At 38.4% G+C, this 18,824-nt stretch carries 22 protein-coding genes; 11 read left to right on the top strand and 11 right to left on the bottom strand.

All coding sequences use genetic code 11. The features are described from left to right. Positions 1 to 133 precede the first annotated feature (133 nt). Positions 134 to 301, top strand: a complete 168-nt coding sequence (locus PN450_RS12065) for an HNH endonuclease (protein WP_271836490.1) — start codon at positions 134 to 136, stop codon at positions 299 to 301. Between the two features lie 48 nt (positions 302 to 349). Beyond that, a complete protein-coding gene (locus PN450_RS24200) occupies positions 350 to 544 on the top strand; it encodes a hypothetical protein (RefSeq protein ID WP_465249374.1) in 195 nt (64 codons plus the stop codon). A 97-nt stretch (positions 545 to 641) separates the two neighbouring features. Here PN450_RS24200 and galE read toward each other — a convergent pair whose 3' ends face one another. Then, positions 642 to 1,640, bottom strand: coding sequence for a UDP-glucose 4-epimerase GalE (gene galE, locus PN450_RS12060; protein WP_271836488.1), 999 nt, complete (start codon positions 1,638 to 1,640; stop codon positions 642 to 644). A gap of 378 nt (positions 1,641 to 2,018) precedes the next feature. On the opposite strand from galE, the gene PN450_RS12055 reads away from it, so the two are divergent. After that, positions 2,019 to 2,207: a CPXCG motif-containing cysteine-rich protein gene (locus PN450_RS12055; RefSeq protein ID WP_148761195.1), complete on the top strand. Its 189-nt coding sequence runs from the start codon at positions 2,019 to 2,021 to the stop codon at positions 2,205 to 2,207. A gap of 90 nt (positions 2,208 to 2,297) precedes the next feature. Here PN450_RS12055 and PN450_RS12050 read toward each other — a convergent pair whose 3' ends face one another. From PN450_RS12050 to PN450_RS12025, 6 genes are all read right to left on the bottom strand, one after another. Further along, positions 2,298 to 2,621, bottom strand: coding sequence for a zinc ribbon domain-containing protein (locus PN450_RS12050; RefSeq protein WP_271836487.1), 324 nt, complete (start codon positions 2,619 to 2,621; stop codon positions 2,298 to 2,300). Between the two features lie 491 nt (positions 2,622 to 3,112). Further along, positions 3,113 to 3,562, bottom strand: coding sequence for a CsbD family protein (locus PN450_RS24075; protein ID WP_371415571.1), 450 nt, complete (start codon positions 3,560 to 3,562; stop codon positions 3,113 to 3,115). A 45-nt stretch (positions 3,563 to 3,607) separates the two neighbouring features. Further along, complete coding sequence (locus tag PN450_RS12040; RefSeq protein ID WP_015083420.1) at positions 3,608 to 4,078, bottom strand: BON domain-containing protein; 471 nt, start codon at positions 4,076 to 4,078, stop codon at positions 3,608 to 3,610. Between the two features lie 14 nt (positions 4,079 to 4,092). Further along, the gene (locus tag PN450_RS12035) at positions 4,093 to 4,722 is read right to left on the bottom strand and encodes a signal transduction histidine kinase (STHK), LytS (RefSeq protein ID WP_271836484.1); all 630 of its coding nucleotides are present in this window, start codon (positions 4,720 to 4,722) and stop codon (positions 4,093 to 4,095) included. Between the two features lie 101 nt (positions 4,723 to 4,823). Further along, the gene (locus PN450_RS12030; RefSeq protein ID WP_015083422.1) at positions 4,824 to 5,006 is read right to left on the bottom strand and encodes a CsbD family protein; all 183 of its coding nucleotides are present in this window, start codon (positions 5,004 to 5,006) and stop codon (positions 4,824 to 4,826) included. Between the two features lie 43 nt (positions 5,007 to 5,049). Next, the gene (locus PN450_RS12025) at positions 5,050 to 5,952 is read right to left on the bottom strand and encodes a DUF2382 domain-containing protein (protein WP_148766822.1); all 903 of its coding nucleotides are present in this window, start codon (positions 5,950 to 5,952) and stop codon (positions 5,050 to 5,052) included. A 526-nt stretch (positions 5,953 to 6,478) separates the two neighbouring features. On the opposite strand from PN450_RS12025, the gene fraI reads away from it, so the two are divergent. The 4 genes from fraI to PN450_RS12005 all read left to right on the top strand — a co-directional run bounded on the left by fraI (position 6,479) and on the right by PN450_RS12005 (position 11,246). Then, positions 6,479 to 7,165, top strand: coding sequence for a septal nanopore formation protein FraI (gene fraI, locus PN450_RS12020; RefSeq protein WP_168653574.1), 687 nt, complete (start codon positions 6,479 to 6,481; stop codon positions 7,163 to 7,165). A gap of 359 nt (positions 7,166 to 7,524) precedes the next feature. Further along, on the top strand, positions 7,525 to 8,772 hold the full coding sequence (gene iscB / locus PN450_RS12015; protein ID WP_168651157.1) for an RNA-guided endonuclease IscB: 1,248 nt from the start codon (positions 7,525 to 7,527) through the stop codon (positions 8,770 to 8,772). A 40-nt stretch (positions 8,773 to 8,812) separates the two neighbouring features. Then, positions 8,813 to 10,564 (top strand): ABC transporter ATP-binding protein, encoded by a 1,752-nt coding sequence (locus PN450_RS12010; RefSeq protein WP_271836491.1) that lies wholly within the window; start codon positions 8,813 to 8,815, stop codon positions 10,562 to 10,564. A gap of 388 nt (positions 10,565 to 10,952) precedes the next feature. Then, the gene (locus PN450_RS12005; protein ID WP_210422354.1) at positions 10,953 to 11,246 is read left to right on the top strand and encodes a hypothetical protein; all 294 of its coding nucleotides are present in this window, start codon (positions 10,953 to 10,955) and stop codon (positions 11,244 to 11,246) included. A gap of 113 nt (positions 11,247 to 11,359) precedes the next feature. On the opposite strand, the gene PN450_RS12000 is transcribed toward PN450_RS12005, so the two are convergent. Next, a complete protein-coding gene (locus PN450_RS12000; RefSeq protein ID WP_271836482.1) occupies positions 11,360 to 11,914 on the bottom strand; it encodes an RDD family protein in 555 nt (184 codons plus the stop codon). Positions 11,915 to 12,169: 255 nt separating this feature from the next. On the opposite strand from PN450_RS12000, the gene PN450_RS11995 reads away from it, so the two are divergent. Then, a complete protein-coding gene (locus tag PN450_RS11995; protein ID WP_271836481.1) occupies positions 12,170 to 12,757 on the top strand; it encodes a Panacea domain-containing protein in 588 nt (195 codons plus the stop codon). A 52-nt stretch (positions 12,758 to 12,809) separates the two neighbouring features. Here PN450_RS11995 and PN450_RS11990 read toward each other — a convergent pair whose 3' ends face one another. Then, positions 12,810 to 13,094, bottom strand: coding sequence for a hypothetical protein (locus PN450_RS11990; RefSeq protein ID WP_271836480.1), 285 nt, complete (start codon positions 13,092 to 13,094; stop codon positions 12,810 to 12,812). Next, positions 13,084 to 13,380, bottom strand: a complete 297-nt coding sequence (locus PN450_RS11985; protein ID WP_271836478.1) for a BrnT family toxin — start codon at positions 13,378 to 13,380, stop codon at positions 13,084 to 13,086. The genes PN450_RS11990 and PN450_RS11985 overlap by 11 nt, the downstream gene beginning before the upstream one ends. Positions 13,381 to 13,487: 107 nt before the next feature. Here PN450_RS11985 and PN450_RS11980 point away from each other — a divergent pair, with 107 nt between their 5' ends. Both PN450_RS11980 and PN450_RS11975 read left to right on the top strand, forming a co-directional pair. Next, positions 13,488 to 14,684, top strand: a complete 1,197-nt coding sequence (locus tag PN450_RS11980; RefSeq protein WP_271836477.1) for an AAA family ATPase — start codon at positions 13,488 to 13,490, stop codon at positions 14,682 to 14,684. Beyond that, the gene (locus tag PN450_RS11975; RefSeq protein ID WP_271836476.1) at positions 14,681 to 15,475 is read left to right on the top strand and encodes a DUF3226 domain-containing protein; all 795 of its coding nucleotides are present in this window, start codon (positions 14,681 to 14,683) and stop codon (positions 15,473 to 15,475) included. Before PN450_RS11980 ends, PN450_RS11975 begins: the two co-directional genes overlap by 4 nt. A 258-nt stretch (positions 15,476 to 15,733) precedes the next feature. Here PN450_RS11975 and PN450_RS11970 read toward each other — a convergent pair whose 3' ends face one another. Next, complete coding sequence (locus PN450_RS11970; RefSeq protein WP_271836475.1) at positions 15,734 to 18,184, bottom strand: ATP-dependent Clp protease ATP-binding subunit; 2,451 nt, start codon at positions 18,182 to 18,184, stop codon at positions 15,734 to 15,736. Between the two features lie 243 nt (positions 18,185 to 18,427). Here PN450_RS11970 and PN450_RS11965 point away from each other — a divergent pair, with 243 nt between their 5' ends. Next, positions 18,428 to 18,724: a DUF3288 family protein gene (locus tag PN450_RS11965; protein WP_015083492.1), complete on the top strand. Its 297-nt coding sequence runs from the start codon at positions 18,428 to 18,430 to the stop codon at positions 18,722 to 18,724. Positions 18,725 to 18,824: the final 100 nt, after the last annotated feature.

Below are 18,824 nucleotides of genomic sequence, written 5' to 3'. Positions count from 1 at the left end.
GTTTCACTTTATCACACCACGTCCCTTTTAATGCTACTTATTCTCATTAAGCATCTTAATTTTTGAATTGGCTTTAGTTATTATGTACTACTTTAAGGGCTTTTTTGATCTGTGACAGTTTGGGGTGCGGAATGTGGGTTTTATTCATGTTCATCATTTAATTCCTTTATCGGAAATTAATCAAGAATACGAAGTTGATCCAATTAAAGATTTACGTCCAGTATGTCCTAATTGTCATGGGATGATACATCGGAAAAATCCACCATATACTATAGAACAACTTAAAAATATACTTCAATAGCTGGGTGTTAGCTTACCGTAGGTATCGCTTAATCTTTCATCCTCAAAAATAACTCCATCCTGTAAATCCTTAAATCCTGAAAATCCTGATTCAGACAATAAAAATTACGTTTTAGATCAAAATCAAAAACCAATTGCTGCACAAATCCCTATGATTGAATTTGAACAAATAGAGGAAATTTTATCTAAACATGAAGCTTTAAAATATTTAGAATTACTGAAAAATAACCATCTGGAAAGTTGAACCAACAAGAGCGGAAGCTCCCCGACTTCTCCTTTAATGATGTCAATAAGTGATGAATCAATCGTAGAAATCGGGGAGATAATACTTACACTAAAAGTTATTTATGCCTTGTTTGATGCCATTGCCAAGCGTGAGAAACGATATCTTTAATACCTGGATATTGAGGTTGCCAATTCAAGATTTTTCTGGCTTTTTCACTTGTACCAATTAAGGCTGGAGGATCTCCAATCCGGCGATCGCATTCCTGCACTGATATTACCATACCTGTGACATCTTCTGCCGCAGCAATCACTTCTCGAACTGAAAAACCGTTACCATTTCCTAAGTTAAAAACTTCGCTTTCACCACCATTTAATAAATATTCTAACCCCAAAATATGGGCATCTGCTAAATCATTTACATGAATATAATCCCGAATACAAGTACCATCAGGAGTAGGATAATCAGTTCCGAAAATACTAATAGCTTCTCGTTGACCTAATGCTGTTTGTAATACTAAAGGGATTAAATGGGTTTCGGGATGATGATCTTCTCCTAATAATCCCTGGGGGTTAGCACCAGCAGCATTAAAATAGCGGAAACGCACTGATTTAAAATTGTATGCCACATCAAAATCAGTTAATATCCTTTCTACCATTAATTTAGTTGCCCCATAGGGATTAATGGGATTTTGGGGATGATCTTCTGTAATCGGAATAAAATTCGGTACACCATAGGTGGCACAGGTAGAAGAAAAGACAAAATTCTTAATAGAAGCTGCTAACATTGATTCTAATAGTGTCAGCGTTCCTAAAACATTGTTGCGGTAATATTTAGCCGGATCTGTTACAGATTCACCTACATAAGCATAGGCGGAAAAGTGCATAACTGCGGCAAAATTACGACTCTGAAAAAGATTATCTAATAAAAGGCGATCGCTTGTATCCCCTTCGATCAATTCTACCCGCAAAACCTGTTCTACCAAATCCCGATGTCCATACACCAAGTTATCAAGAATTACCACCTCATAACCGGCTTGCTTGAGGGCTAACACCGTATGAGAACCAATATATCCTGCTCCCCCCGTTACCAAAATACTAGGCTTTCCCGCTGACATAGTTTCTCCTTGATGGTTCTTTGATTATAGGACTTACGCAAGTGTCACACTAAAAATCTGTTGTAGGGTGCGTCAGATATCAACAATCTGTTTATTTGCAGGATTTATGCAGTCTGACGCACCCTACCAATGTGCCAGTTGCGTAAGTCCTGTATGAATCTAATTTAGCCTAATATTATTTCCTTTTAAAGATAAAATTTATTCTTTGTTGTCCAGAAGTTGCATGAGTAGAGATTCTCCACGCTATAAAATTTATTTAGCACACCTTTACATAAAATTGGTATAATTTTAATGATTATAGAAAATAGCCAATTGACAATTTCATCATTTAATATTAAAATGTGGGAAAATAAATAAATTATTAAATAGATATAGAAAATGCAAAATACATCAGAGTTTTATTGTGCTTATTGTGGAGAAGTAAACGTAACTTTTATTGATTTCAGTGCCGGAATGCAACAAAACTATATAGAAGATTGTCAAGTTTGTTGCCGTCCTAATATTTTGTATATCAGGATTGATGAAGACACACTAGATATTGAAATAGATACCGAATATGATGGTTAAATAATTCGGAACAGCCTCATAAAAAAACGGAAGAAGAGAGAGGATAAAAGTTAAATTTTCAGATATCCGATACTTTTCTGCTAACAAAAGTTAACAAATACATAAGTTGAGGTTTTCTCTCAACCAAGGCGTATCAACCAATGCACGGAGAAAAATTCCCCGCGCACCATTCAAATCTCTATCCATGACATTATTTGTGGATGGAGATTTTATGGTTTTAGAACCACCAAGATTCTTAACTATTTCGCCAGTCCAACTAACTGTCTTTGAAGTATAGGCTTCATTTACATCCAATACTATCTTTCTATGTTCAAATGCTTTGTGTTTAATAAATTGTTTGAATTGATAGTGCGATAGTGTTAGCATTTGCCGGACTGATTTGGATCTAATTCTTCCTTTCCCTTTCTTTGACATCTGAGATGTTTCAAAAGTTGGTAAAAGAATTACATCGAAATTGTCAACCAACAATTTGGCGGTCTTTTTATGTAGCTCAGATACAAGATTTTTTATCTTTCCTCTCAATTTAGTTGCGGCTAATTTGAGTCTTCTTTTTTGTTGGCATTTAGCTTGAGATATTTTGCCAACTAACTTGTCCAATTTAAAACAAAGTTTTTGGATTTTGATGTTAGCCGTATCTTGCGTGACTATCACCGGTGATCATTTTCAAAGTAACGCCCAAATTTGCTAGATCAATAATTGTATTTTTGATGTCAAGAGGGTTTGGGCGATTTTACTTTTCGTTACATATTACTCTTCGAGAAGCTGCTCCGCGTCTACGGTTTTTTTCCGTTCACCTACTTAATTAATGTTAGAAATAATTGTAGTTCTGGTTAAGCTACAGCCACCAAATCCCAAAAATGTTGGGTTTCCTTGCGTCAACCCAACCTACAAATTTTAATTAATGACTACTTAAAAGTATTGCGAAGTTCTTCTTTCATTTTATTTGCTGGGTTACGAGATTCACTTTTTATGTCATCAGTTTTTCCACTAGGTAGATAATTAGGGTTGACAATACTATTGTCTATGGCTTTTTCAGTTTTAGCTTCAATCTTTTTGGTTGCTCTTGAGTTGGGTTGCCACTTCGTATCTTTTATATCTTCGACTGCATTACGAACTTTACTTTCAGCTTGCTTGGCTTTACCCATAAATTGGTCTTTTTTATTTCCTGTGACCTTACCGAAAGTTTCTTGAACTTTACCTTCAATATTTTTAGTTGTGGCTTCGACTCGATTCATAGTTGTGGCCATTTGAGTCTGAGCGAGACTAACCTCAGATGTAAAAGCTGTGAAAATTCCCAGAAATAGAACTAAACTAATGACGAGAAAAAACTTGCGAAATTGTGAAAATAGATTCATGGAATTTTCCTCATTTATAGGTTGTTAATTAATAAATGTCATCGGTTATAGTTTTGGACTTGGTACGGCTGGAACAATTTTGACTACAACTTTGACGCTTCTTACACCCTTGATTTCTTTAGCAAGAGAATTAATTTTATTTAGTTGTTCTTGATTCTGGACATTTCCAACTACAACAATTGCTCCATCTTTAGCAGCCACAGTTAATTGACTAGACGGAATATTAGCTTCCAACTTAGAACGAACCTCACTGGCAAGATCACTATTAGCGCGGGTTGCATTCCCTCCAGTGACATTATTGCGTTGTTCACGGGCGCGAATATCTGCGTTGAGTTGATCCCGACGAAGTTGGCTAGTTGCGTCTTTTTGATTGGCTAAAATGGTTTTATCTGTGGGAACTTCACCAGTTTTCTCAGCAGAATCGGGCGCACTGCTGCTGGTCTTGGCTTTATTGTCACAAGCAACTGTTCCCAGAAGTAAAATGCTACTGAGGACTAAAAGCGTAATTTTTCTCATATTTCCAATCCCTTTTACACACGCGAGACAACAGGATTAGCAGAACGGCTAATGGTTGGACTATTGTAAACTTCCCATTCCCGCATTCCCTTGTGCTTGAAAATTGTTTCTGCTCTCAGGATTTCCGCCTCTGTGCCATCTACAATTACTAGATAATCCCCATCAACTACATAATCGTGGTAGATTTGCGCCCGATGTTCGGGAATTCCTAAACCTACTAAACTACCAATTAAACCACCCACTGCTGCTCCGATAGCTCCACCTGCTAGAGTTGTAGCGATCGCTGTAGCTGCTGCTCCTGCTAACATAACTGGACCAATCCCCGGAATTGCTAGAGTTCCTAACCCAATTAGTAACCCTGTCAACCCCCCAACCGCTCCTCCTGCCTCGACTCCAGTTTTCGCACCTTCCTCTACACGAGTGGTTTCATGAGTGGTTTCATGGCCGATTTCACGGGTTTCTGTTGGTTCTTGAACTCGTGTTTCACCAATTTGGTATCGCTGATTTAGATCTTCATCATGTTTAGCAATCACAGATACCTGATTCATGGCAAATCCGTTATCTTGCAGTTCATTTAGAGCATCTTCTACTTCTTCGTGACTAGAAAATACTCCCACTGCTCGTTTATTATTAATCAAGGTCATTTTTTTATCCTTTCACAAGGGAAAAAGTGGCAGGCAACAAGGTAATTAAGAATTAGTTTGTAAGATCAAAAGTCTTATTTCCCTGCCCCTGCCTGGTTAATCTATTCGACAATTTCTCTGGCTTGATCCTTCACATCTTCAACTGCGTGGCGAACTTTGGCTTCTGCTTGTTTTGCCTTGCCTTCTGCTTGAGTTTTTGGATCTCCTGTTAAATCGCCTACGGCTTCTTGAACCTTACCTTCAATGTTTTTGGCGGTTGCCTTAGCTTTATCTTTCATACTCATAATCTGCTCCTAATGGAAAATTTACTAACGCGAAATCTGGGTTTTATCTTCTTTCCACATTCGGATGTTCTTGGGTGTTAACATCCAATTCTTCTCGACGCAGAGTTTCTTCTGCTTCAATGGTTTCGTGATCTACAACTTTATTAACTCTGACTTCTTCTCGTAAGAAAGCTTCTTTATGAATGTCCGCAGTTTCTTCATAAAGTTCTATTCGACTCACTTCTGTCGTCCCAAAGCTATCGCTACCTAAAGCCACCGTTTCTCCCGCAGTTGTAGGAGTGACTCGTTCAATGACAATTCTTTCCTTATCTATGGGAACTGAAACCCGCGCTTTTTCTGTTTCTGTATGTTTCCCAACAATCACTTCCCCCGTTTTGGCGCGGACTTTGTTGGCAATTAATCGTTCTTGATATAGTTTGAAAGTTTGATGATCCTGATCATTCAAAGCATATAGAGCCGGATCTGCTTTATAGTCATAGGCAGCACTGCCGTTACCGGACTTTCTCGGTGGGGCTATGGGAGGGGCTACCATAGTACCTCCCGCAGGTCGAGAACTGGCTGTATCTACAGAACCGGAACTTTCTAAGAATGCTTCGGAACGATACACTCCTCTGACTTGTTCTTCATAGTTATAATCAATTTCTTTGTGTTCGTTAAATTCGGGTAAATTCTCTGCTTGTTGTTTGGTCATTCCCACTGTATAAATCCGTTCAGAGGTATGATCAATGCGCGAACGACCAACTGGCAATAAAACTTTTTTCCCAAAAATCCACAAACCTAAATCAACAACAAAATAGCGAAAATGTCCTTGGTCATCTACTAAAATATCGCTGACTGTGCCAATTTTTTCATCTGCGGTTGCATAGACACCCATACCTTTGATATCTTTGCCTTCAAAACTTTCTCGATAATTCGGATCAAATTCTTTAATTTTCAAAAGAGGCATACTATTTCCATCTCCACTTTTTACGGATGTGGAACAGGTTGATAATTTTGCTCCTGTTCCAGTTTCACCATCAGTTGATGTCATCAAATACCAATTATTCTCAACATTAGAACCTGGTACAATTGGGTTATTAGTTTTTCTGCTCTGTTAGTTCTAATATGTATACATTAGTTATTTTTATGATTAAGACCGTCCATCAAAGGGTTGATTATGCTTGTATGTCAATAGACAGAGATTCTTAACTGAGTGAATATGTAGGAAAGTTCAGATCCCCGACTTCTCCAAGAAGTCGGGGATCTGTGTGGGATTAAAAGTGTATAAATTCGTTTATAGCCAAATAATCTAAAAATTTCTCTTGGGGAAAATCGCAAATAATACACTCGGTGTCAAAAAATTGCATTAAAATCACTACGGCGGTAATCTTTGGGTGTGAGTTTGAGGTATTTTTAAGTCAGCTTGACGATAAAATTAATCCACTTCCTGCGGTCTTTAGGCTTACTGCGCTAAAAAATTAGAGAGTTAATTTATGTTTCAGTTGTTAAGCCGGGTTTTGCTATGGCTCTTAATTGGTGTTGTAGCCTTTTCTTTGTTTCAAAGATTCTATCCATCAGTAACTTTTGTCGGCAGATTTCTTTTAGGGTTAGTCATAGTTGTTTTAGCTTTAGCATTTCTCAATCCTAATGAACCAGCAGTGGCTTCATTGTGGCGATTTATCTCCTTCCCGCTCAAACCTTTGGGCGCTTCGGTTTTAATGTTGTTTCTAGCTGCTCAAAAAATCAAAGGCGGTGGCATTGATAAACCGGGCGGTTTTTTATTAGGATGGGCTTTGACGGTTTTGCTTTTGTCCAGCACGCCAGCGATCGCTTACTTCCTCGTCAGATCACCAGTTGCCACAGTTGAGGGGACGAACATAAATCACCAAACTTCCCCATCCGCCCTAGTCGCCTTTGGTTCAGCAAATCCTAATTTCACAATCTCAGATATTCAGCAAAATATCATCCCACCAATGGTAGAGATAAATTCTCCAACTATAGCCTTCAATAGTCTGACTGCGAATATCCCTTCCTATCTCCTCCAAAATCCTCAAGCAATCAGCACCCGTGGGTTACGGGTAGAAGACTTTGTTCCTAATGCAGAAACACTGCAACTTACTACCCAAGTATGGGAAAGTTATCTCAATCAGATTTATGTTTTCCTACGTGGCCGGACGTAGAAGAGGCAGGGGACAGGGAAGAGGGAGCAGGGGGATAAATTTTCGTTCTTCTTCCTGACTCCTGACTCCTGACTCCTGACTCAATGACTGCTCCTGTAATCTCAAAAAGTTAGATAATTGTTGGGATCATTCTAAATCGTAGTAATACGGTTTAGATGTGAACCAAACCACCCTGAGCGTAGTCGAAGGGTAAACGTTATTTAAGTTATGACACCTTGGGATTCGCTAGTTCCATGCTCTGTCGGTACTGATTAAACATTCCAAAAGGAAAGTGTCTTTACCATAACAAGCTTTTATAACCGGGTTGAAGCAAACTTTACTTAGAAATAAGGATTGGTCAAACCGACCGAAAACAAATTATGTCCAATTTTGTCTTTTTAATTGATGCTAATAAAACCCCATTAAATCCTATCCACCCATCTCATGCTAGTAAGCTATTGGATAGTGGGAAAGCAGCCGTTTTTAGGCGTTATCCTTTTGTTTTAATCATGAATCGGGTTGTGGAAAACATTGTTACTTACCCCATTAATTTAAAAATTGATCCTGGTTCTAAGTTTACGGGTATCTCTTTAGTAAATAACAAAGAAGAAGTTATTTGGGGAATGGAATTACAACATCGTGGTGCTGTAATTAAAAGTGAGCTAGAAACACGCTCATGGGTTAGGCGTAGTCGAAGAAACCGTCATACTCGTTATAGAAAGCCACGGTTTCTGAATAGAAAACGGACAATAAATTGGTTAGCTCCAAGTTTAAAACATCGTGTATTGACTACTAATACTTGGGTAAAAAGATTAATAAAATATGCCCCAATTACAGCTATTACTCAAGAGCTAGTCAGATTTGATTTACAGCAACTAGAAAACCCTGAAATATCGGGAATAGAATATCAGCAAGGGGAGTTACAAGGTTACGAAGTTAGAGAATATTTACTAGAGAAATGGGAGAGAAAATGTAGTTATTGTGATGCGAAAGATATCCCCCTTCAGGTAGAACATATTCAACCTAAAGCGAAAGGTGGAAGTAACAGAATAAGTAACCTGTGCTTGTCTTGTGAAAAATGTAATCAAAAAAAAGGAACGCAGGACATTGAAAAGTTTTTAGCTAAGAAACCAGAACTATTGAAAAGAATTAAATCTCAGTCAAAAAGACCTTTAAAAGATGCGGTTGCTGTTAATTCTACCAGGTGGGATTTATTTCAAACTTTGAAAGAAACTGGATTACCAATTACAACGGCTTCTGGGGGAAGGACAAAATTCAATAGGAGAAAATTAAATCTTCCCAAAGAACATTGGATAGATGCGGCGTGTGTTGGAGTAGTAAAAAACTTAAATATATTGACAACCAATATATTTAAAGTAAAATCTACCGGACTTGGAACAAGAAGATTATGTCGGATAAACAAGTTCGGTTTTCCTTGTTCCCAGCCACGTCAAAAGTATGAACACAAGTGGAACACAGGTGATATTGCCTATTGTAAAGGTGTCTCAGGTCGGGTTGTAGTGCAATCTGCGACCCGACTAGAGATCAGGGTAGATGGGAAAAGAATTGGTGGGAAACTAACTGATTTTAAAAAACTCCACAGCAAAGATGCTTATTCCTATTTTTGACTACGAAACACTACATTATTTTGGGATTAGAAGGAATGGCATGGCCAAATCACACAGACTTGATAAAATCGCTGCTTATTTACGCCCCTATTGGCGCGAAACCGTTTTCGGTATTATTGCTTTATTAGTTGTCAATGGGCTGGGTGTATATATTCCTTTGTTAATCCGTTCAGGGGTAGATACTCTATCTAAGAGTTTTAGTTTTCGCCAAATCATCCATTATGTAGTCCTTATCGCCCTACTTAGTTCCGCTATGTGGATGATGCGAATGGCTTCTCGGATTTGGATATTTGGTGTGGGAAGACAGGTAGAATTTGACCTCAAACAGCGGATTTTTCAACACCTGCTGCAATTAGAACCTGCTTATTTTACGGTTAATACTCCGGGGGATTTAATTAGTCGCGCTACCAGTGATGTAGATAATATTCGACGGTTGGTAGGTTTTGCTGTATTAAGTTTGGCAAATACTTTTTTTGCCTATACTCTGACATTACCAGTGATGTTGTCTCTGAGTGCGGAACTGACATTGGCATCATTAGCAGTGTACCCGTTCATGTTTCTGATGGTGCATTTTTTTAGCGATCGCTTGCGTAATGAACAAACCGCCGTCCAAGAACAACTTGCAGAAATTAGTGAACTGGTACGGGAAGATATGAGCGGTATGGCGCTGATTAAAATCTACGCCCAAGAAGACAATGAGCGTCAAGCATTTAGTCAGAAAAATGAACAGCTATTAACCGCTAACCTCAAACTAGCTAAAACGCGCAACACCCTATTTCCGCTCATTGGTGGGTTAGCAAGTCTCAGTTCTTTGATTATTATTTGGTTAGGTACAGCCAGAATATCCTCTGGAACTCTTGCCATTGGTGATTTTCTGGCTTTGCTAATTTATGTAGAGCGATTAATTTTCCCTACCGCTTTATTAGGATTCACCATTACTGCTTACCAACGGGGTGAAGTCAGTATTGACCGTTTAGAAACTATTCTCAGTGTGACTCCCAAAATTCAAGACACACCAGATAGTATTCATCTGGAGGTTAACAAACTCAAAGGGGAACTGACAGCAGTAAACTTTAGTTACACCTACCCCGGCGTAAATACCCCAGTTCTAGAACATCTTAATTTTAGGATTGCTCCTGGGGAAGTAGTCGCTATTGTTGGTCCGGTTGGTTCAGGAAAATCAACCTTAGCGAATGCTTTCCCCAGATTATTGGATATTCAGCCAGGACAGTTGTTTTTAGATGGGTTGGATGTGACAAAACTAGCTGTGAGTGATTTACGCGGAGCGATCGCCTACGTACCACAAGATAGCTTTTTATTCAGTACCACCGTCAAAAATAATATCCGTTATGGTGATCCCGTCTCCGCCGCAGAAGACGTAGTTTACGCCGCCAAAATGGCGCAAATTGACGCAGAAATTCAGAATTTCCCCCAACAGTATGAAACCCTAGTGGGTGAGCGAGGAATTACCCTTTCTGGTGGACAAAGACAACGCACAGCTTTAGCAAGAGCAATGTTAATTGATGCCCCCATCTTGCTGTTGGATGATGCCCTATCCAGTGTAGACAATCAAACTGCTACACAAATCCTCACCAATCTGGCTACAGGGACAAAAAGAAAAACCGTAATTTTCATTACCCACCAACTTGCTGCTGCTGCCACATCTGACCGAATTTTGGTCATGGAACAGGGGAAAATCGTCCAGACTGGTCATCACTCAGAACTGGTAGAACAGCCTGGACTTTATCAAAATTTGTGGCATCAACACCAAGTAGAAGAACTATTACATTGAACCAAAATGGATTAATTTTTTTCAGAGGGAACAGGGAACGGGCAACTTTCTAACAGGAAAAACTCATGTTTAAAAACATGAGATTGAAATAATGACACTGTTTTTTCGGGCTACGCATCTTTTAAAAACATCTTTTTTTGACAGAAGCTTTAAACTGGTGCAACTAAAGTTTCTTATCTGTTCCCTGTTCCCTTCTTTTGTAATTTAACGTAGGAACTAGGGAATAGGGATTAGTACCGCTTGGTGGAAGTCAAAAGTCAAAAGTCAAAACTAAGAGGATTGATGACAAATTACTTTATTTATTAATAATGCTGATTATGAAACTATGGAATGAATATTTAGGAATATTACTGTGATGATTTCTTCTCAAGATTGGAGCAGGCCAGAAATGATTGCAACTGGAATAGAAACAAGAATCAGTCGTCTAGAATCTATTGTTGAACAGATTGGAGACGCTGTACTCTCGACAACTGAGACAATTGAACGTCTTGCTCACAGAGTAGATGCTCTGAGTCTACAAATAGAGGCTCAAGGAAAACAAGTACAGCAGCAAGGATATCAGATTTTTGCTTTATGTGACGCTGTTCAAAGTTTGGCTGATTCTCAGAAGGATTCTATGGAACAAATCACTCAATTGTCACAAACCTTAGATAGGCTTGTATCCTTGTTGCAAGATGAATAATTATAGGAGGAGTCAGGAGAGTTCCCGCTACCACAGACCCCATATCCAAACTAATTACTTGCTTATCAAGTAAAATTTCAGTAAAGCCTGGAGATAATTAACACAAATGGTTATTATCTCATATTTCGTGGAAATTTTGCAACTAACCGTTTAATTTTTATATCTAATGAATAACCCCGACGGGAAGAAACTATGATAGTCCGAAAAAAGCGGTCATGGAATGCCTGTCGCATCTGAGTATCGGATAAAGCTGCACCGCCGTCAATGATCAGGGGAAGTAATAGGACGACAGCAGCGGGATTGAGGATGATATTCCCCAAGAAAATGGATAATAACAAGCTAGAAAAGCAAATAATCCCTTCTCGCAGTAATAAGGTCTGAAATTGGGGGATTCTGTTGACTATTTCCCCATTTGCAACTTCTAGGATCTTTAAATCAAATACCCAACGGCCTAAACTTTGTCCTTGATTGTTGTAAACTATGATGACGCGGAAAATTAGCCAAGCAAAAATAAAAACAAAGATTTGGGTAAATTGAATCCCGATTTGATTACTTCTGAAAATAGAACTCAGGAACCATGCACAGAAGAAGTCAAGAGCTAAGGCCATACCTCGACGGGTAAGATCCCCTTTTGGGAAGTGTCTTTGATTGACTTTAACAAGAGTCATAGCCTTTACCTCGCTGGTGGTAGAATAGTGAGTTTATTTAGATTTGTATCAATATCTCTCAACAATTTAAAATCATCCTCTGATAAAAGATAACTATTGTTACTAACTAAGGTCTAGGTTTTCTATCAAAGTATAGCCAGATTTAATTTTTAGTAAAATTATACTAATTTGGTAATCCCAGATTATAATATTATATGTAAGTAAGCTTGAAAATTTTTTCAGATATTCATTCTATTTTGATTTGCGAGTCTGATTATGATTGATTGTCTCAATGCAGCTCGTTACTTTATTGCGAGAGCCTACGAAGACAGTATGGAAGCAGAAATGACTAATATGAAAGTTCAGAAGCTTTTGTATTATTCACAAAGCTTACATTTGGCGATGTATGATGAACCGTTATTTGCAGAAGAAATTCAAGCATGGCGATATGGTCCTGTTTGTCCTCCTGCCTACAGATTTTACAGCGAATTTGAAGCTAATCAATTACCTGTTCCTAGTCAAGAATTATTATTACAAATTCCTGATGATCAGAAAAAACTTCTCGAAGAAGTATGGGAAAATTTTGGAGGTTATCACGCCTATTTGCTGAGTGATATGACTCATTTGGAGTTTCCTTGGAAAAAAGCTCGCAAGGGTTTACTACCCCAAGCAAGCTCAATTAAGCCGATTTTGCTGGAAGATTTGAAAGCATTAGGTCATCAAAAATTAGACTTAATAGAACGTGATCATCCTGCTTATCAACCCATAATGTCTGAACTGGTGAAGGACGCTTGTACTTCGGAATCATCAACTAGAATTAAGAAAGGAGAAGTGCGTGACTGGCTTAATTCCCTTCTCGATTGAAGAATCCGAAAATTTTAGAGAAATATTAGACTATTAATTTCGGACATTTTACTTATTTATTAACAACTTCATTTAATGCTTCATGAATAACATCATCACTCACACCATGTCGTTTTAAACTAGCAATTAAAGCATTAACTGTATTATTTTCTAACTTTTCTAAATCTGCTCTCATTCCCTGTCCAATGTATGCACGAATTAAGGGTTGATAACCAGAAAAACCAAGTATGGGTGCAAGTTGTTTCAACTCTTCGACTACATCTTCTGGTATTCTTAGAGTAACCGTAATCATGGGGCGATTTTTGTCTAAGCGTTGTTTTAATGTTTCAATCTTCATAATATTCTCGCTCCTTGCGTGTGGCTTTACGGGCTGAAATAATTCTGATTACATCATCTTCAAATTCGATATGGACTACAAATAAAAGATTCCAACGGGTATCTAAACCAATGATGGCATCTCTGGCTTCATCATTGCGACTAGCATCTACTATTTTGATGAATGGATCAAAAAATGCCTCTGCTGCTTGTTGAAAGGTTATGCCATTGTGTTTACTGGGGTTATTTCGACTTTTTTCCTCGTTCCAGACGAAGGTAATACCATTTAAAATAAAGTAGACATCCATAAAATAAATGATAGATTACTGTATTTACATTGTCAATATAGTATGTTATATTTTGACAAATTTTAGAAAAATAATCTATGGTATACAGCTTGAGCTAAAATAAGCCTATGAACAATTTAGAAAACGTTACAATTCACCAATTTAGAGGACTTCGAGATTTAGAACTAGAGAATCTCGGACGGATTAACCTGCTTGTGGGTCTTAATAACTCAGGGAAAACTAGTGTTCTAGAAGCATTATCTGTCTACTGTCATCCATTAGATATTAAAGTATGGCTTAGTACAGCACGTCAACGAGAGCAGGATATTGGAGTATATCGTACTCGTCTACTGGATGCGATAAGGTGGTTATTTACACATAATTCTGCATCCACTCTAGAACCCGATAAACCTATTATTCTTATTTCTAGCACTGGTTTATTTTCTGTAAAAAAGTTAAGAGCAAGTTATGAAGAAATGGAGCAAATATCGTTATCTGAGGAAAGCAATATCAGAAATATTAGCAACGAAGAAGAAATTGAAAATGATAATGAGCAGGAAATTGAAAATGAAGATACACCGAGAGTTAGGAAAGGAATTAATCTAGAAATAGGGGTATTTGCAGATGATATAGATGATGCAGGTGATGGTTATTATCAGTTAAGTTTACTTGGTGAACCACCTATGTTTATTAAAAATTTTCCGCTATGGGAGGATGAACATTTGTATAGATTATCTGGAAAAAGAGAACCCAGTCTAAAAACATCTGTAGTAACACCATCATCTCATCGTTCAGAAGTTGGTCAATTTCGATTACTTTCAGAAGCAACATTTCAAAATTTTAAGGCAGATGTAGTGAAATTATTACAACAGATGGATAACAATATTTCTGATATAGAAATTTTGTTACCTCCAGAATCTATGAGTTCTCGATTCAATATTTATATTCAACATAAAAAACTAGGACTTGCACCAGTTAGCACCTTTGGTGATGGTATTCGTCGCTTATTACATATAGCTCTTAAACTTGCCAGTGTCAAAGGTGGTATTCTCTTAATTGATGAATTGGAATCAACAATTCATACAGAAGCCTTGCAAAATTCTTTTCAATGGTTAGTTAAATGGTGTACAGAAATGGATGTTCAATTATTTGCAACTACCCATAGTCTTGAAGCTGTTGATGCTTTATTAGAAGTGACTAAATCAGATTCAGATTTAGTGCTTTATCGCTTAGAACCAAAGGAAGGAAAAACAAAAGTAGTTAGACATGATGGACATAGATTAAGACGTTTAAGAGAAGAATTAGGTCAGGAGGTGCGTTGGTGAATCGGAAATATGTTTTAATTGGTGTTGAGGGTCCCCATGATCAGGCTTTTGTATCTAGGATATTGTGTAAATTATTAGGCTTTTCTAAATTTGATGGTACTGCATCAAATCTAGATGATTTTTGGCGTAAAGCTAAAATTCCCCCTAATTATCCTAGAGGGGGAAATTTGTATGCAAGACTCGATATGCCAGAAATATTATATAACGATAATTTCTCAATAGCTATATATGTAGGTAATGGAAGTCAGTTAATTAGTAATTTGAGAGATAAATTAGCTGATATTGGTGATATTTCAACTCTTTTCGCTTTTGCAATAGTAGCTGATACTGATAACAATACACCTGACAAAGTGGTCAAAGAGTATCATAAAGGTTTTAAAGAATATTTTTCTCATTTTCCAACTGAAGTTACTGAAAGTGGTAATGTTACAGAAGGTTCACCAGAATTAGAAACAAAAGCAGGAATTTATATATTACCAGATAATTCTCAAACAGGAGTTTTAGATAGTTTAATTTGTGATTGTGGAGAGTTAGTTTATCCTGAATATATGCAAAGAGCAAAGGAATATATAGATAAATTTTCTGAGGAAGAGAGGAAAAAAAAGTTAAAGTGGAAACCTTTTGATCAACAAAAAGCTATAATTGCCACAGTGGCAAGTGTTCTTCAACCAGGTGCGACAAATACGGTAACTATTAAATGTGATGATTGGATTAGTATTGAGACAGCGGAAATTCCAGCTATTAAAAATTTCGCTGAGTTTTTAAGAAATTTGTTAAAGTTAGAAACTTAACAGCAGAAGAGAAATTAGCTAAATTAAATAAGTTATTTGGAACTTGGAAAAATCAACCAGATTTAACATCAATATTTGCTAAAATTGAACATTGATATCATTTCCCAGTGAAAGATTATCTATCTTCTTCCTTCTTCTTCCTTCTTCTTCCTTCGTGGTTCATTTAATCCATATTCTCCCGTAAAAACCCATAAAAAAAGGTGGGTTAACAATAAAGTCACCCACCAAATAAATTACCGATATTGTAGAAATCCCTAATTAACCAACATTAGTTAATAACAACTCACGGGTTTCCGACTTTCTAACCTTTACCTGGCCATCATCATCTACATCCACAATAGCCTTATCTCCATCTGCAATTTCCCCAGATAAGATCGCTTCAACCAAAGAATCTTCCAACAGACGCACAATAGCGCGGCGTAATGGTCTAGCACCGTAGCTAGGATCATAGCCTTCTTGGACAACCTTCTCTTTAAAAGCTTCCGTCACTTCTAAAGTGATATTCTTCTCTTTGAGACGACTACCAACATCACGCAGCATGATTTCAGCAATTTGCTTGACTTCATCTTTGTTGAGTTGAGTGAAGACGATAATATCATCAACACGGTTGAGGAATTCGGGACGGAAATATGCTTTGAGTTCTTCGTTAACCAAGTTACGAATCCGATGATAACTAGCTTCTGCTGCATTATCAAACTCAAACCCTAAGCTACTACCACCTTTTTCAATTACCTTAGAACCAATATTAGAAGTCAAGATAATTAATGTATTCTTGAAGTCTACTTTCCGACCTTTCGCATCCGTAAGATGACCGTCATCCAAGATTTGCAGCAGCATATTGAATACATCGGGATGCGCTTTTTCGATTTCGTCGAATAGCAACACTGTGTAAGGTTTGCGCCGTACAGCTTCCGTTAATTGTCCGCCTTCATCGTATCCTACATAACCAGGAGGTGAACCAATCAACTTGGAAACGTTGTGGCTTTCCATGTATTCGGACATATCTAAACGCACCATTGATTCTTCATCCCCGAAGAAGTAAGAAGCTAAAGCTTTAGCTAATTCAGTTTTACCTACACCAGTCGGACCAGAAAAGATAAAACTAGCAATGGGACGATTAGGACTCTTTAAGCCGACACGGGCGCGACGAATAGCGCGAGAAACCGATGTAACTGCTTGTTCTTGTCCGATCAATCTTGTATGTAAAGTGTCTTCAAGGTGTAAAAGTAATTCAGATTCAGATTCAGTCAGTTTGTTCACGGGAACACCAGTCCAAGAAGCGACAATTTGAGCAATGTCTTCTTCGTTGACAAGGGGAGCGTTGACAGTTTCCTGATTTTCTTCTAAATCAAGTCTGGTTTGTAGTTCTAATTCTTGTATCCGCAATTTACCAGCTTTGCTAAAATCTTGAACTCTAATGGCTTCCGATTTGGCTTTGGTAGCGGTGGTTAATTCCCGTTTGAGTTCTTTGTTATTCGCAATGTGCGAGTGACGTAAACGCACGCGAGAACCAGCTTCATCAATCAAGTCAATGGCTTTGTCGGGTAGAAAGCGATCGCTAATATAACGATCTGCCAATTCAGCCGCCGCAACTACTGCTTCATCAGTAATATTGACTCTATGATGCTGTTCATAAGCACCGCGTAAACCATAGAGAATATCAATAGTTTCGGCTACCGATGGTTCTCCCACCAAAATTGGCTGGAAACGCCGCTCTAGAGCCGCATCACGCTCGATGTGCTGACGATATTCATCTAAGGTAGTAGCACCAATGCACTGGAGTTCACCCCGTGCTAAAGCCGGTTTCAGGATATTAGCTGCATCCAAACCGCCTTCTGTACCACCTGCACCCACTAAGGTATGAATTTCATCAATCACTAAGATGATGTTCCCGGCGGTGCGGACTTCCTCCATGATTTTCTTGAGGCGTTCCTCAAAATCACCCCGGAAACGAGTTCCCGCTACCACAGACCCCATATCCAAACTAATTACTTGCTTATCAAGTAAAATTTCGGGGACATCTTGATTGATAATACGTTGCGCTAAACCTTCAGCGATCGCTGTTTTACCAACCCCTGGTTCTCCAATTAAAACCGGGTTATTTTTGGTTCTCCGACCGAGAATTTGCACAGTTCTTTCAATTTCCTTCTGGCGACCAACTACCGGGTCTAGCCTGCCATCCTGAGCCAGTTTGGTGAGATTTCTGCCAAACGCCTCTATGGATAAATTTTGATTGCGCTGGGAATTACTTCTACCACCAGTGACAACCGCTGTATCTTCACCCAATCGGCTCATCACAGCGGAACGGATAACTGGTAAATCCACTCCTAGATTTTGTAATACTTTGGCGGCGACTCCTTCACCAGCCTCAGTTAAACCTAATAATAAGTGTTCAGTGTTTATGTAATTATGTCCAAGACCGTGAGCTTCTCGGAAAGATTGCTCAAACAGGCTTTTTACTTTCGGGGTAAAAGGAATTTCCGGTGGGACAAACCCAGAACCCCGGCCAATTATTTTTTCTACTTCCCGACGGGCTTCTTTCAGGGTAACACCCAACTCAGCCAGCACCTTAGCAGCAACACCTGTTCCTTCTCCCATTAGACCCAGGAGAATTTGTTCTGTTCCTACAAAGTTGTGTCCCAGTCGTCGTGCTTCCTCCTGGGCTAACATAATTACCCTAATGGCTTCGGAAGTGAAGTGTTCAAACATAGCGGGTTCTTTCCCTCGTGCTGCTTGGACTTTGGGTGAGATATTATTTCACCCTCATCTAAAGTTTCTTGTATTTTCTTAAAGATAATGTATCTTTATTTTAAGCTGAATGGCAGTAGTGAGAGCCGTAAGTGACAAGGCGTAGTTGCCGTCATTCACTAGATAATGGTAGATAATTAGCAATGGTCGAGATTTTTCATCTTGAGTTGTTGATGGATTGCTAACTTCGTACAGGTATTAATTGTGACAGAAATTTCCGGCGGTAAAGACCAACAACATCCACTCTACAACCGCGATCGCCCCCTTATTGATATTTTACTCGCTCAAGACGCAACCGATTACAATTTATCAGAATTGGCTAGACTAAAAATTCGCTATCAAGGTTTTCCGGGAGCGCGGGACATCCAAAGCAACTTAGATAAAGTTTTGCAACGCTGGGGTTTAACGGAAACTGAACTATTTGCAAAAACCCGTCAAATCCATGATATCGGCGGAATTTACAAAAGTCAGGGCAAAAAAGACGAGCAGGATTGGAATTAGGGAATAGGAGTTCAGGAGTCAGGAGTCAGGAGTCAGGAGGAAAAAAGAATAAAGAAGGAAGTTTCTCCCCCACTTCCCCCACTTCCCCCACTTCCCCCAC

The sequence above is a fragment of the Dolichospermum lemmermannii CS-548 genome (assembly GCF_028330815.1).
Classification (GTDB): domain Bacteria; phylum Cyanobacteriota; class Cyanobacteriia; order Cyanobacteriales; family Nostocaceae; genus Dolichospermum; species Dolichospermum lemmermannii.
Note: the sequence above shows the minus strand (reverse complement) of the source record. Positions and strands in the feature narration are given on the sequence as shown.